Origin of the sequence: Bradyrhizobium sp. SZCCHNRI3043 (assembly GCF_032377735.1) — a bacterium.
Classification (GTDB): Bacteria; Pseudomonadota; Alphaproteobacteria; order Rhizobiales; family Xanthobacteraceae; genus Bradyrhizobium.
On the sequence record NZ_JAUHID010000008.1, the window covers coordinates 43,782 to 58,102 of the forward strand.

Genomic DNA, 14,321 nt, shown 5'->3' on the forward strand with positions numbered 1-14,321 from the left:
TCCGGCCATCCTAGCCCTGAGCCATGCGCTCGCGCGCCGACTTGAATCCTGCCACGAAGCGCGCCAGCGTGTCCGAGGTCTTGCCGCGCGGCAGCATCACTTCGATCAGCGAGAAGCGTCCGCGCCGATGCACCGCGCGCTCCAACGCAGCGACGAGCTCGCTCCGGGTGGCGACGCGCTCGCCGGTGCCGCCGATGGAATTGGCGATGTCGGCATAGTGCCAGTCATCGAGATCGTTGAACCGCGACTCCGGCTGGAACACGCGCAGCATTTCCCAACTGCAATTGTTGAACAGCACGACGATCGGATCGAGGCCGTAGCGGCGACAGTTGCCGAGCTCCCATCCGGTCATCTGGAATGCGCCGTCGCCGACCAGGATCAGCGGACGAAGGCCGGTCGCGGCCACGCCGATGCCGGCCGGCACGCCGAAGCCCATCCCGGCGTAGTAGCCCGGCGCGGCCAGCGCGGTATTGTCGATCTCCATCGCGGTGAACAGGCAATCGCCGATATCGGAGGTCATCGGCATCCGGCCATGGCGATCGAACATGTCGTTGACCGCGGTCGCGATGTCCGAAGGCGCAATCGGCGCACCATCGGCAGCGAGGCCGCGCGGATAGACCGAGCGCTGCCGCGGCAGGCCGGGAGCTGCGGCCCGCGGTGCCGCGCGCTCGTCCAGCGCATCGATCAGATCGCCGAGCGGCATGTCGCGATAGGCGTGATGGCCGATCTGGACCTCTCGGCTGGCGGCCAGGATCATGCGGCGCGGGTCCGGCGCCCGGTTCGACAGCGCGAAATTGGTATCCGACAGGATGACGCCCAGCATCAGCACGAGATCGGCATTCTCGACCAGTTCCGTGATCGCCGGGTTGCCCGCGGCGCCAAGATAGGTGCCGGCGACGACATCGTCGGCCCTGTCGAGCAGGCCGCGGCCCATGAAGGTCGTCACCAGCGGCAGGCCCAGCTTGCGCGCGAGCGCCGCGATCCTGTCCTCGACGCCGTAGCGCCGGATTTCGACGTCGACGACGATCACGGGACGCTCCGCCTGCGCGATGCGGGCGAGGATCTCCTCGACGCATTCGTCGAGCGCCTCGCGGCTGGCCCGCCGCGGCGGCAGCGGCACCACCGGCTCGACCTCGGCATCGACCATGTCGCGCGGAAATTCGAGATAGACCGGCAGCGACATCTCCTTCGCGCTGCGCAGCACGCGCGCAATCTGGGCCGGCGCCGTGGCCGGATCGCTCAGCACCGCCTGATCGCAGGTGATCTCCTTGAACACCGCGAGCTGCGTGTCGACGGTGCGGGCCTGGTGGTGCAGCAGAAAACCGGAGACGCGCTCACGCGCGCCGGGCGCGCCCGCGATCACCACGACCGGCGAGCGTTCGGCATAGGCGCCGGCGACCGCGTTCACGACGTTGAAGGCGCCGGCGCCATAGGTGACGACGGCGACGCCGAGGCCGCCATGATAGCGTGCGGCCGCATCCGCGGCGAAGCCGACCGCCGGCTCATGGCTCAGCGTGACGCTCGGCAGGATGTTGCTCTCCTCGATGACCTTGAACAGCGGCAGCACGAAGTCGCCGGGAATGCCAAAGATCTCGCGGGCGCCGTGGTCCTTCAGGGCGGCAAGCAGCGCATGGGCAAGAGCAGGCATCCGGATCCCCTGAGCGTGGCGTGACGTTCAGCCGGTGCTACACGATGAGGGGCGGACTGCCAACCGCCGGCCGTTCGGTCTGCGAGCCGTACCGTCCGGATTGCCCCGTCCAAACTTCATGCTGGAGCGGCAAGGCCCGAGCTCACCCGCGCCACATCAGTTCGCCGTCAGCCGCAGAACCTGGGCGGAGGGTGCAACGCCATGCGGGACGGCAAGCGTAACCGTGAACAGGATGGCGACTGCCATGATCATGCAGAGCTTCATCATGACCGTCCTGCGATCGGTGATCGGCAGGAACAGGAAGAACAGCAGCATCGCCGCCAGCGCGAGTTCGAAAACGTAAGACATGGATGACCACCTCCCTTGCCAGGAGGATGGCGCAGGCCGGAAGCCCAGACTGTGCGTGCCGTCACATCGGTCCGATAGACCGCGTGAGCCAGTATCCCGGCCGCCGCAGCGGGACCATGCAACCCAATCGATTGCCACCTCTCAGCCGTCGAACAGCGCGGCCTCGGTAAAGGCGAGATCGCCGAGACACGGCGGATGCGGACCTTTGGCATATTTGCGTCCGCGCTTGTCCGAGTACCAGCCGGCCAGCCCGGCAACGGGCTCGTTCGCATCGAGCCGCACCAGCAGGCCGCCCCGCCGCAGCAGGAACCGGCCGATGTTGCCGGCCAGCCGCACGAGGTCGGCGACATCCCGGCAATACAGCAGGCGATACACCGGCAGCGCGTTCATCACCCGGTGCTTCTGAAACACGAACGGATACGCCGCATCGGCCTCGCGCGCGACGAGACTGAGACACCCCCATTGCGCATGCTGCCGCAACAGATCGGCCGCGTCGGGAGAGAGCCCATGCACATCGCCCTCGGAGAATTCTTCGATACGGACATCCGAGCGCGATCGCGACAGGGCCAGCGCGGCGTAGACCTGTCCCTTGCAGTAGACCGAAAAGCCCTGGGCCTCGACTTGTGGCCAAGTGTGCGGAGCCGGCGTGATGTTGAAATAGGTCACCGTCTTGTCGCGGGTCGCCGCGCGCACCAGCATCGAGCTGAAGGCACGGAACGCCGGCTCGACATACCAGCTCGAGACATTGGCCCTGACGATCGGCTTACCGCCGCTGTGGAGCTCGGAGAACAGCAGCAGGATCACGCCGACGGGAACGCCGCCATGGTCGAGACAATAGCCGAATGCCGGAAAGCCGGCCGGCCGCGGGCGCGCCGCGTGACGTTCGAGTCCGCGCAGCCAATAGGCCTCGCTGCGGAAGGCGAATCCGCGCGTCAGCAGCGCAGCGACCGCCGGCAGATCCGCCGTGCGGACCTCTCGGATGCGAACCCCGGTCACGGCCTGCGCCGGCACCGGCTTGTCGTTCGCAATCTCGGCCTTTTTGATCGGCTGCATTCCAGCATCACCCGAGAGAGGTCCAGCGCGTCACCCGTCGCGCGGCGGGATTGTCACGGCTGCAATTATCGTAAAAAGGTCAGGTGGCAGTGAACCACGTCGCGCTGACCTTACTTTTCAGTTAACGGGATTCGCGAACCACATCGAGGTGTTGTCACTCGCCCCCCTCACGGTGACCCTCGCGACTGGCGTCATCACTCACGGCCGCGGCACGCGAAACATGTAGGTTTCATCGGCATTGAAGCCGTCGACGAAGAAGCGGCCGGGCTTCGCCTCGATGCGGCGCCGCAGCCCGTCCCAGCCCCAGACCTCGAGGCTGCGCGTCCATGCGGGCAGCTCGAGCTCGACCGCGCGGCCCGGCCGGTCGGTCCAGCCGGCAATGTTCTGCCACACGATCAAATCGGCATCCGATCCGCGCAGCGTGTACAGCGCCAGCCGCCGGTCGATGGACACGATCCTCATGTGACCGGCGAGCTGCAACACCGTCTTCACCACGAGGCTGCGCGCCTCCGGGGTCCAGGGATCCTTGCCCGCCGCCATTGCATAGGCCAGACCGTCGACATCGGGCGTGTCGCCGAGATTCCAAGGAAACGCCAGCATGGACACTGGCGAGCTGCCATCCTTGCCGACCACCGCAAGCTGGTCCCAGATCGCATTGAGAAACAGTCTCGCCGCGTCCGGCTCGCTATCCCATGCGCCGGCCCGCGCGACGTTGAACTCGGTTGCGTAGAAGTTGATGTCGCGGCTCAGCCCCATCGCCTGCTTGATGCGGTCGAAGCAGGTCTGCACCGAGAACTCGCGGCCGCGGGTCATCGGATACCATTTATCATTGTAGTAGGTATGCAGGTCGATGCCGTCGAGACGGCCGTCCTCGAGCAGATCGGCGATCGCCGGACCGTAGCCGCGCAACGTCGCATCGCCATGCGAGTTGCAGGTGGCAAAGCCGCCGGGAACGACCCGCAGCTTGGGGTCGACGCTGTGAACACCGTCCGCAAGCCCAGCCAGCGCGTCGTGATAGTCCTGGCGCGGGATCGTGGCCTGCACGTCGGGCTCGTTGATCGCGGTGAAGACGGTTGCGCCCCAATCGGGAATGCCGTTCTCGCGGCCCCAATCGCCACCGGGACGGAAACGTCTCGCCATCGCCTGCCCGGCGGCGAACCAGTCCTGATAGGATCCGATCGGCTGCGGCGGATCCAACCTCTGATAGCTGCCTTCGTACTCCAGCAGGATCAGCGGCATGATACCGTTCTTGTGCGCCTCCAGCATGGCGGCATCGAAGTCGTGCGGCGTGGGCACCCGCGCTAACGTCCGCCAGCCGTAGGAATCCATTCGGCCCATCCTGGCACCGACACCGTGCAGCGCCTGATAGATCTGCGTGCTCTTGCCGGCCAGATGCGTGACCAGATTGCCGCCGCCGATGCGCTCGTCGATCCGCAACGCCGAGGCGTTCGTTTCGCCGGCGCGAACGGCGCTCGGCCATGGCGACGTGACAAACGTTAACAGGGCTGTGCTAATGACCAGCAGATTGGAACGAAGTCGCAATGTCTGATCCCTTAGATTTCCGTTATGACGTTTGAGATTGTCCAGATCGTTCAAGAGATAAGCAATGCGGGCGGCGTGGAAACCGTTGCTATCGAGCTGGCGCGCGTTTTCGGCCGGAATGGTTTATCGAACGTCGTGCTCGCGAGCACCGTCGCGGACAATCTCGAACACACGATAAGGGTCGAGCGCGTTGCGCCATGGCTGGCGCGGATTCCGACTCGCGGACTGTTTCGGCACATCGGCCGCGCCGTGGTCGTGCCGCTGTTCACGCTCGCCGCGACACGGGCGCTGGCGCGGCACCCCGATGCCGTCGTCGTCAGCCACGGCGATAGTCTCAAGGGCGACGTGCTGATCGTGCATGCGGTCAATGCGCAGAGCCTGGCCGAGAAGCGCGCCGCCGGCAGCTGGCGCTGGATGCTCAACCCGATGCATCTGTGGGTCGCGCTGCGCGACCGATTCATGATCGGAGGCCTGCGGTATCAGGCGTTCGTGGCGGTGTCCTCCCGCGTCACCGCGGAGCTGCAGCGCTTCTTCCGCGTGCCGGCCGCCCGCATCCACGTCATCTCCAACGGCATCGATCTCGCGCGATTCAACCGCGATACCACCAGCGGCCAGGCGATCCGGCGTGAGTTCGGCATCCCGGATCATGCGCGCCTGCTGCTGTTCGCCGGCCACGAATTCAACCGCAAGGGACTGGCGCATGCGATCGGCGCGCTCGATCGGCTCGGCAACGACGTCTGGCTGCTGGTCGTCGGCTCGGACAATCCCGCGCCCTACCGCAGACTGACGCGCAACGCCCAGCAACGACTGATCTTCGCCGGCCCACGCTCGGACATGCCGGCGCTGTACTCGGCGGCCGATGCCTTCGTGCTACCTACGAGCTATGAGACGTTCTCGCTGGTCTGCATGGAGGCCATGGCCTGCGCAGTGCCGGTGTTCGCAACGCCGGTCGGCGGAATCGAGGATTATCTGCACGACGGCGTCAACGGCTTCCGCATCGCGGCCGACGCCGACGACATCGCCGCCAAGCTCGCGGCGGTCTTCGCCGATCCCGCACTGATGCGCCGGCTGCAGGACGGCGCCCATGCGACCGCGCAGACCTATGGCTGGGACCAGATCGGGCTGCAATACATCGAGCTGCTCAAGCAGATCGATGCCGCCAAGCGACAGCCTGGCCGCGCAGTGATTGCACTGCCGCTGAAGGCCTAGCTAATTCGTCTGCAGCCGCTGTGGGCGGGCGAGGCGGGATGCGGTTCTCGACTGATGGGCCGCACGGCATGCCGTTTCAATCGCCGCCGCGACCGCATCATAGGTGAAGCGCCGGAGCACGTTTGCGCGGGCCGCCTCACTGCGAACGGCGAGCTCCGCCCACTGGCCGCTGAGCTCATCGATGAGCCGACACAGGCTGCCGGGATCCTGCTCCGGCACGATCCAGCCGCCGTCGCCGACGACATCCGGAATCGCTCCGCAGGTTGATCCGATCACCGGAATGGCGCAGGCCTGGGCCTCGATGATCACCCGGCCGAACTGCTCGCGCACCGCGTCCGTGGTTCGCGTCAGCAGCAGCAATGCGTCCAGGCCGCGCAGGAAGGCCGCGACCGCGGCGGGTGAAGCCCAGCCCTGGATCGTGACGCGCCCGCTCAAGCCGAGTTCGGCCACGCGCCGGCGCAGATGCGGCTCGTGCGGACCTTCACCCATGATGCTCAGCGTGGCCGCCGACTTGCTCCGTGCGAGCGCATCGAGCGCATCGTCGAGACCCTTCTCGACCACCAGCCGGCCGACATAGCCGAGCCGCAGCGGCGAGCCGGTCGTCGCATTCGACGGATCATCCGCCGGCATGAAGGTCGCGAGATCGACACCATAGCCGATCGGGGTCACCGGACCCGTGTAGCCACGCGCCCTCACGACCTCAGTCGCGTCGGGACTGCGCGACAGGATGTGAGCGGTGTGGCCGAGGACGAATTTGCGGATCGCCTCGAATGGTGGCGGCAGCCGTTTCAGGATGTTCTGGTCGACCTCGAGCACGACCGCCGCACGGCCGCGCAGCATCTGCGCCTGCAGCGCGACGATGCTCCAGGGCTCTTCCCAAAGGTGAATCACGTCGGGATCGAGCTCGCGCAGCAGGCGGCGCAGCGCCGGATAGAAGTGCAGGTACCATTTCATCGGCCCGGCGTTCGGCAGCCGGATCGGAAGCCGATGGACGGGAAACCCTTCGTTGGAGTGAGGCGCGGTAATGGTGCGGCCGAATTCCTTCCACACTTCGGGCATCACAAGATGCAGATCGACGTCGGGCCGGGAGGCGAGATGGCGGTAGCGCAGCCGGCCGGCCTCGCTGCTGGTGGCAGGATGCGCAATCGAGACGATCCGCAAGCGGCCCCTGCTAGACACGGCCCATCACCTTCGCTGCAGTCCCGCTGAAGCCGGTGAGATGCAGCTCCATCGCCGCCAGCGTGCGATGCGCGCCGTTCATGGTGTTGCGCGGAATCGAAAACGCATCCTGCCCGGCTTTGACAAGGCCCTTGCGCGTGGTCGCAGCACTGGCGAATCCGGCCTGCCGCGCCAGCGCAAAGTCCCGCGGCCCGCAATCGGCGGCGCGCCCGTAAGGAAACGCGAAGTGCCGGACGTCGATGCCGAGCCGCTCGTTCAATCGCAGCCGCGCGCCGGCCAGCTCGCGCAGGGCGGCTTCCGGAGGCAGCGACGAGATGCGCGCATGCGAGACGGTGTGGGCTCCGATCTCGATGAGGGGATCCCCCGCCAGCGCTTCCAGCATGTCCCAGGAGATCGCATGTTTCCAATGCATTGCATCGCTGTCGATGGCGTTGGCGGCACAGAACGCGGCGTAACGATCCGCGGCCTGCGGGCCATCCCAGCGCGAGGCGACCTGCGCAAACACCGCGCGGCGCTGCTCGGCGCTCGACAGCGCGATCCGCTCATCGTCGACCGTGACGTGGTCCCTGTGCAGCAGCGCATCCTCCAAGCCAGCGGCCCACAGCGGCAAAGTGCCGTCGGGAATGCCGGTCGTCACGAACAGCGTCACCGGCACCTTGTGCCTGCGGAACACCGGCACCAGCAGCTCGCACGTATCGCGGTAGCAATCATCGATCGAGAAGTTGACGTAGCGGCCGGGCGGCTCGGCGCTTGCCGGCCGGCGCAGCGCCTCGCTGATCGTCACGACATCCCAACCCTGGTCGAGGACATAGCCGAGGAAACGATCGAGAAAGTCGGCATCGACGTAGAAGTCGCGATTGGGCAGACGCTCCCACTGCTCTGCCGGCGCGGTGCGATGGAACGTCAAACAACAGCCGCGCGGGCCGAGCACACGATCGGCGGCCTTGGCGAGCGGAAGGACGAAGGCACCGGATGCCATCATGGCCTTGGCGGCAGCGAGGGCCAACAGGGTCAACTCAGCTCTCCCTTCATCTTGAACGTACGACGAACATGGCGGAGCGCCGTGCCCACCACGGCCGGCAGCAGGATGCCGATCGCGAAGGCCAGGCAGAGCAGATAGGCCAATCCGCCGGCGAACAGGCGCGGCAGCAGGCCCGGCACGGAGGTCTGAATCATCAGGCCGAGCACGGCCATCAGTGCGGTCGGCAGCAGGGCCAAGCCGATCACGAGCAGGAGCTTTCGCGCATCGCCGAGCACGAACACCACGCCCGACAGCAGCACGAGGCTGCGGATCGCTTCGCCAACTCCGAGCAACTGCATGCCGGCCGCCGGCGACGGATCGAACAGCGGCATCAGCAGGTTGAAACCCATGTTGGCGAGATAGGCAGAGACGATGATCAGCGCGGCGACGCCGTTGCGCCCCGCGCCGTTGAGCAGGCGGATCAGGATCCAGCCGAGGGTCGCAGCCCAGACGCCGCAGGCGATGCCCTTGAGCGCATGCGAGGTCAGCAGCAGGGCCTCGTCGCCGAACGCGCCGCGGAAATAGATCAGGCGGACGATGTCGGTCGAGAAGACCAGCAGGAACGCCGAGGCCGGCAAGATCAGTGCGAGCAGCGGCCGCAGCAGCGCCTCGGTCTGCGCGCGCGGATCGTGCGGGGCATGCTGCGACAGCACCGCCATGCCGAGCGGCTGGCTGATCAGCAGCAGCGCGCTCTCGGTCAGCGAGCGCGCGTAGTCCAGCGAGGCGACGGCGCCCGTCGTCAGCCGCGACGCCGTGAAGCGCTCGATCCAGACATTGCCCTGCTCGGCCAGCGGCAACGCAAGCAGGACGCGCAGCCGGCGGAAGAATTCGACACCCTTGTCGATCACCATGCCGGCGGTCAGGCCGGAGACGCTCAGCGCGCCCTCGCGCCACAGCGAGACCAGACCCCAGGCGGCGAGGCCATTGAAAGCAACGGTGAAGGCGCAGGCGAGCATGTAGGCGTCGCCGGTCAGCACAAGCAGGCCGATTCCGCCGATCACTGCGACGTTGAGCAGGCTGGCGCGGACATTGGTCAGCCGCGTGCGCCCGAGCGCGATCTCGCCGGCCGCCAGCACGTTGAGGACCGCGGACGCCGGCATGCCGAACGCCATCATGCGCACGAAATGCAAAGTGAGCTCACGCCCCTCCGCCGAGAAGCCGCCGACGACGGCGTTCACCCAGAGCTCACCCAGCAGCAGGATGATCGCGGTCACCGCGCTTGACACGGTGGCAATGACGATCGTCAGCGCACCGAGGCTGCGCGCGGCATCCGGCCGCTGCAGCGCCTCGCGATGCATCGGGATCATGATCGCCGGCACGCTCTCGTTCTGCAGGAACGCAAGCGGGATGAGCACGGCCGCCATCGCGGCCCGGAAGCCGTCGGCGATGAGCGAGGCGCCCAGCACATGCGCCATCAGCACCTCGCGGCCGAAGCCGAGCATCTTGCTCGCCAGCGCACCGCTGATCAGCAGCGCACTGAAGCGCTTGAGCGAAGGACCGGAGGCGCTCATGCGGCGTCCTCCGACACGGCCGGCGGCCCTTTCCATCGCGCAGGGACTTGTCCGTCCTCGAGCAGTTTCGGCCACGACAGCACCGGCGCGAGAATGGCGAACAGCGGGCCGAGCGGATCGTAGTCCGCGACGAGATCGACCATACGCCGCTCGGAGGACGGGGCAGGTGTGACGATCGTGCTCACACCGCCGCTCCCGCACCGACGTTGCGGATCAGAAGCCCGATCGAGTCCAGCATGCGGGCAAGACTGTAATGGGTGCGCGCGCGGCGCGACGCGTAGTCGAGCTGTGGCGCGAGGATCTCGGGTTGAGCCAGCACCGCGTCCAAAGCCTCGGACAGCGCACGCGCATCTCCAGGCGGCACGAGCAGGCCGGCCCGGCCATGTTCGAGGATGTCCGGCGCAGCGCCGGCATCGGTGGCGATCACCGGCACGCCGGCGAGCATGGCTTCGACGAGGGTGCGGCCGAACGGCTCGGGATCGATCGACGGATGCACCATCGCGTCCACCGCCTGCATCAGCAGCGGCACGTCGCTGCGATGTCCAAGGAAGTGAACGCGATCACCGAGGCCCAGCTCCGCGACCAGCCGTCTCAGCTCAGCCGCGTAGTCCTGCTCGCCGAACAGGGCATCTCCGACGATGATGCCGTGAACACCCGGCAGTTTGGCCAGCGCTTCGATCAGGACGTGCTGGCCCTTCCACTGGGCGAGCCGGCTGAAGACGCCGACCAGAGGTGCGGAGGGCAGGCCGAGTCGCTGCCGCAGCTCCTGCTGCGATGCGCGCACGGGTTCGACGGCGAGGCCATTGGGCACGACCTCGACGAGAGAGCGTCGACCTCCGGCCTCGATGAAGGCGGCTGCGGCGGCTTCGGAGGGGACGACGACCTTCGCCGCGAAGCGGTTGGCGAGAAAGATCTGCATGCGACGCTGCAGCGCGCCGAAATGAGCCGGGCTGATGATGTCGTGCAGATGCCAGATCAACGGCCGCCGTGCCGCGATGTTGGCGATGGCCGACAGGACAAAGGCCTTCTGCGAATTGGCATAGAGGACGTCATGCTTGCGTGCGACATGAGCGAGCTCCGCGGTGATTGCCGCGAGTCGACCGAACAGCGGCAGCACCTTGAGCCACGAACTGTCGCGTCTGAAATGCCCCAGGCCACGGCCCCAGCGCGACGTGATGACCGACATGCCGCGCTCAGCCAACACCTTGCCGAGCGGGCCCGGCTCGAACAGGAACACCGCGGAATCCTTGCGGCCCTGGACGACATCGAGCAGGATCAACTCGGCGCCGCCGATCTGCCCGGTGTGATCGACGAACAGGACACGCTCGGTCGACATCACCCGGCTCCGGCGTAGGCTGCCACGGGCGCGGTCTGGACCACAGGCGTGCTGCGGTGCTCGACGTCGGTCATGGTGACGACGATGCCGACATCGCGGGCTCCGAGTGCCCTGCTCCTGTTCACCGTCACGACCGCCGGCTCGATCAACGACCGGTCACTGCGCACGCAGACGATCGCCCAGTCCGTACCGGCAAGGAAGTCGTTCCGTTGCGACGGCAATGGTGTGTCGACGATCACGGCATCATAGCCATCGAGACCAGCGAGGAGACCGTCGAGGCTGATCGCGTCGAGAATGTCGCCGACCGGACCGGTCGTCGCACCAATCGGCAGCACGTCGAGCGAGGGATGCGCGGTCGGCAGAATCATGTCCCGGAGCGGCGTCCCGCGCTCCAGCGCGCCGAGCCATCCGGGGCTTGCCGGCAGGGCCATGATCTCGGCAAAGGCGGGATGCGAGACGTCGCACTCGACGACCAGCACGCGCCGGCCTGCGGCCGCGAGGTGCTCTGCCAGCGCACAGGCCGTGGTCGTCTTGCCATCTCCTGCATCGGGAGAGGTCACGACGATGCGCTGCGATCGCGCGGACCGCTTCAAACCGAGTTCGTGGACGAGATCATGCAGCGTGTGCTGAAAATCAGTGTCCTCGGAGGCGAGGCGCAAGACGCGCGGGATCGCCAGCGGTTGATGGCCTTGCAGGATCGCGCCGAGCGCCGACATCTCGCGCAGGCTCTTCAGGCGCGGCAAGCAGGCCAGGATCGAAACGTCGGCGACGCTCGGGAGATGAGAGCTTCGTTCGGGCGCTGCCGGTGGCGTCGCCGTCTCCGGTGCGGTCACACCCTCGGCCAATTCAGGGACGATGGCCGGAGCTTCGGCGACAGCGGGCGCCTCGACCTGCTGGGCCGGCGCTTCCGGAGTGACGGGCACGGGCGGGCTGATCAGGCGCGCGCCGAGCTGATCGGCGAGCAGCGCAGCGCCGACACCGAAGATCAACGCGAGCGTCATGCCGGCGGCGAGGAACGGAATCTTCTTCGGGAAAAACGGCTTGCTCGGCAGCTCAGCGAGACTGACGAGCCGCGTGCTGCCGCGCAGGACGCGCCGCTCGGTTTCGAGCTCGCTCGCCTTCTTGTAGAGCTCGGCATATTGCTGGCGCTTGATCTCGGTGTCGCGCACCATGCTCTCGATGGAGGCCTCGTCCAGCGTGGCCGAGCCGGCCTCGGCCTTGGCGGTCTCCATCTGCTTCTTGAGCGAATTGACCAGCGCTGTGTTGGCATCGAACGCCTTCTGGGCGCTGGCGGCGATCGACTGCATCTCGTCGACGAGACGTTGCTGGATGCTCCCCTGCTCGCGGGTCAGCGCCAGGATCGAGGGATGTTTCGGACCGAGCACGCCGGCGGCGCTCGCGAGCTGCGCGCTCACTGTCGTGAGCTGCTGCTTGAGGTCGGCGATGGTCCGGCTCTGCAGCACCGAAGGCGCATCGGTCGGGCCGCGCTCCTGCTCCGACTTGATCTCCTGCAGCCGCGCCGCAGCCTCGGCCCGCGCGGCCTCCGCCTGCGACAATTGCTGGCCGATGCTCGTCAGCCGCTCCGAGGAGATCGGCGCGTTGGCGCCGCGCATCAGCCCCTTGGTGCGGCGGAACTTCTGGATCTTGTCGTCGGCCTCGCGCAGCTGCTGGTCGAGCTGCTTCAATTCTTGCCAGAGCCAGGAGCTCGCGACCTCGCGGCTGTTGGCGCCTTCGGTGCGCTGGTCCTCAAGAAAGGTCTGCGTCAGCGCGTTGGCGAGCGTCTGCGCGACGTCGGGGAGACCAGACTGATAGGAGATGTTGATGACGCGCGAGCGGCCGGCGGAGGCGACGCTGAAACGGCTCTCGACGTGGTCGATGAACGCGCCGACATCCGTCTTGAGACGCTGGCACGCATCCGTCGAGCCGAGCAGGCGGCCGCGCTCGCATTCGCTGACGACCGCGTCGGCAACACCCGGCGACGAGATGATCTGCCGCAGCAGGCGCGGCGAGCGGATCACGAGCAGCTGGCTTTCCATGTCGGCGGGGTCGCCGACCTTCTGCGCCCACGCCGCCGAGGTGTTGGCGCCGGGCTCCTGCTCGGCGATGATCACCGAGGCGGTGGCGAGATAGCGCACCGGCAATACGACGAGGGCGATCACCGCAATCGCGAGGACGGCGCCGGCCACGATGGCGAACACGCCGCGACGGCGCCAGATCCGCCCCAACGCGTCGAGGCCGGACAAGGCTTCCGTAAGACCCGCCTGCCTCATGATCTGCACCCGCACCACATCCGAACGTTACGCAATCAGCCGTGTCGCGCGGCCCTGATGGCCGGCGCGGAAATGCTCGAGCTCCTCGTTGACCGCCGCGACGAACTGGCTGCGGAAGCGCTCGGCCGAGAAGAAGCCGGCGCGCTGGCGGCAATCGAGACGCGAGATCGACTTCTCCTTGGCCACGAACGATCGCACGCAGGCCGCGATCGCCGCGGGCTCGGGCGAGCCGAAGAACATGCCGGTCGGCCGCGGCCCCGTGGTGAGGATCGACTCGCGTGCACCGCCGCGCCCGAGCGCCAGCACCGGCGCGCCTTCGGACTGCGCCTCGACCGGGATGATGCCGAAATCCTCTTCCGCCGCGAACACGAAGGCGCGGGCGGTGGTCATCAGGTCGCGCAATTGCTTGTCCGGCACGAAGCCGGCGAATTTGACGTTCGGCCCTGCGATCGACTTCAGACGCGCCGCCTCCGGGCCGTCGCCGGCCACGACCAGCTCGAGGTCCGGCATGGTATTGAAGGCGCGCACGATCGGCTCGATGCGCTTGTAGGGCACGAGCCGGCTGGCGGCGAGAAAGTGGTTGCCGACCGGCAGGATCGCATCGCGCTGCGCGATGGTCACCGGCGGATAGATCACCTTGGCGTCGCGGCCGTAGATCTTCTTGATGCGGCGGGCGACAAACTGCGAATTCGTGAAGATGGCGTCGGGGCCGTGCGCGGTGCGGGCGTCCCAGATCCGCATCTTGTGCAGCAACGTGCGGGCGATGAGGCCCTTGACGCCGGTGGCGTAGCCGCTCTCCTGAAGATACTGGTGCTGCAGGTCCCAAGCATAGCGCATCGGCGAATGCACATAGGCGATGTGGACCTGCTCCGGCCCGGTCAGCACGCCCTTCGCCACCGCGCAGCTCGAGGAGATCACGAGATCATAGCTCAACAAGTCGAGCTGCTCGATCGCGAGCGGCATCAGCGGCAGATAGGAGCGGTGATACTTCCGCAACAACGGCATCTTCTGCAGGAACGTCGTATGCGACTTTTCGAATCCCAGCTTGGCGCGGTCCTCGGGACGCAGCAGGTCGAACAGCGTGAAGACGTCGGCGCCGGGATAGCAGCGCAAGATCTCCTGCAGGACCTTCTCGGCGCCGCCGAGAACGTAAAGCCAATCGTGGACGATCGCGACGCGCACCGCACTCTCCCAATTCCCGGGG

General features: G+C 67.1%; 12 protein-coding genes. 1 reads left to right on the forward strand and 11 read right to left on the reverse strand.

Annotation, left to right across the window (positions count from 1 at the left end; all coding sequences use genetic code 11):
• Nucleotides 1-10: 10 nt before the first annotated feature.
• From ipdC to QX124_RS17855, 4 genes are all read right to left on the reverse strand, one after another.
• On the reverse strand, nucleotides 11-1,648 hold the full coding sequence (ipdC, locus tag QX124_RS17840; RefSeq protein WP_315797852.1) for an indolepyruvate/phenylpyruvate decarboxylase: 1,638 nt from the start codon (nucleotides 1,646-1,648) through the stop codon (nucleotides 11-13).
• Between the two features lie 156 nt (nucleotides 1,649-1,804).
• Nucleotides 1,805-1,996, reverse strand: a complete 192-nt coding sequence (locus QX124_RS17845; RefSeq protein ID WP_315797853.1) for a hypothetical protein — start codon at nucleotides 1,994-1,996, stop codon at nucleotides 1,805-1,807.
• 141 nt (nucleotides 1,997-2,137) lie between these two features.
• Nucleotides 2,138-3,049, reverse strand: coding sequence for an acyl-CoA acyltransferase (locus tag QX124_RS17850; RefSeq protein WP_315797854.1), 912 nt, complete (start codon nucleotides 3,047-3,049; stop codon nucleotides 2,138-2,140).
• A 198-nt stretch (nucleotides 3,050-3,247) separates the two neighbouring features.
• A complete protein-coding gene (locus QX124_RS17855) occupies nucleotides 3,248-4,468 on the reverse strand; it encodes a hypothetical protein (RefSeq protein WP_409997713.1) in 1,221 nt (406 codons plus the stop codon).
• Between the two features lie 147 nt (nucleotides 4,469-4,615).
• Between QX124_RS17855 and QX124_RS17860 the strand changes: the two genes are divergently transcribed.
• Complete coding sequence (locus tag QX124_RS17860; protein WP_315797855.1) at nucleotides 4,616-5,800, forward strand: glycosyltransferase family 4 protein; 1,185 nt, start codon at nucleotides 4,616-4,618, stop codon at nucleotides 5,798-5,800.
• Here QX124_RS17860 and QX124_RS17865 read toward each other — a convergent pair whose 3' ends face one another.
• The 7 genes from QX124_RS17865 to QX124_RS17895 are packed head-to-tail and all read right to left on the reverse strand — an operon-like array spanning nucleotide 5,801 to nucleotide 14,299.
• Complete coding sequence (locus tag QX124_RS17865; protein ID WP_315797856.1) at nucleotides 5,801-6,979, reverse strand: glycosyltransferase; 1,179 nt, start codon at nucleotides 6,977-6,979, stop codon at nucleotides 5,801-5,803. It abuts the gene before it with no gap.
• Complete coding sequence (locus QX124_RS17870) at nucleotides 6,972-7,994, reverse strand: polysaccharide deacetylase family protein (protein WP_315797857.1); 1,023 nt, start codon at nucleotides 7,992-7,994, stop codon at nucleotides 6,972-6,974. Before QX124_RS17870 ends, QX124_RS17865 begins: the two co-directional genes overlap by 8 nt.
• Entirely contained in the window at nucleotides 7,991-9,511 is a 1,521-nt protein-coding gene (locus QX124_RS17875) for a lipid II flippase MurJ (protein WP_315797858.1), read from the reverse strand. Before QX124_RS17875 ends, QX124_RS17870 begins: the two co-directional genes overlap by 4 nt.
• Nucleotides 9,508-9,696, reverse strand: coding sequence for a hypothetical protein (locus QX124_RS17880; RefSeq protein WP_315797859.1), 189 nt, complete (start codon nucleotides 9,694-9,696; stop codon nucleotides 9,508-9,510). The genes QX124_RS17875 and QX124_RS17880 overlap by 4 nt, the downstream gene beginning before the upstream one ends.
• The gene (locus QX124_RS17885; RefSeq protein ID WP_315797860.1) at nucleotides 9,693-10,850 is read right to left on the reverse strand and encodes a glycosyltransferase family 4 protein; all 1,158 of its coding nucleotides are present in this window, start codon (nucleotides 10,848-10,850) and stop codon (nucleotides 9,693-9,695) included. Before QX124_RS17885 ends, QX124_RS17880 begins: the two co-directional genes overlap by 4 nt.
• Nucleotides 10,847-13,117 (reverse strand): exopolysaccharide transport family protein, encoded by a 2,271-nt coding sequence (locus QX124_RS17890; protein ID WP_315797861.1) that lies wholly within the window; start codon nucleotides 13,115-13,117, stop codon nucleotides 10,847-10,849. The genes QX124_RS17885 and QX124_RS17890 overlap by 4 nt, the downstream gene beginning before the upstream one ends.
• Before the next feature lie 27 nt (nucleotides 13,118-13,144).
• Complete coding sequence (locus tag QX124_RS17895) at nucleotides 13,145-14,299, reverse strand: glycosyltransferase (protein WP_315797862.1); 1,155 nt, start codon at nucleotides 14,297-14,299, stop codon at nucleotides 13,145-13,147.
• Nucleotides 14,300-14,321: the final 22 nt, after the last annotated feature.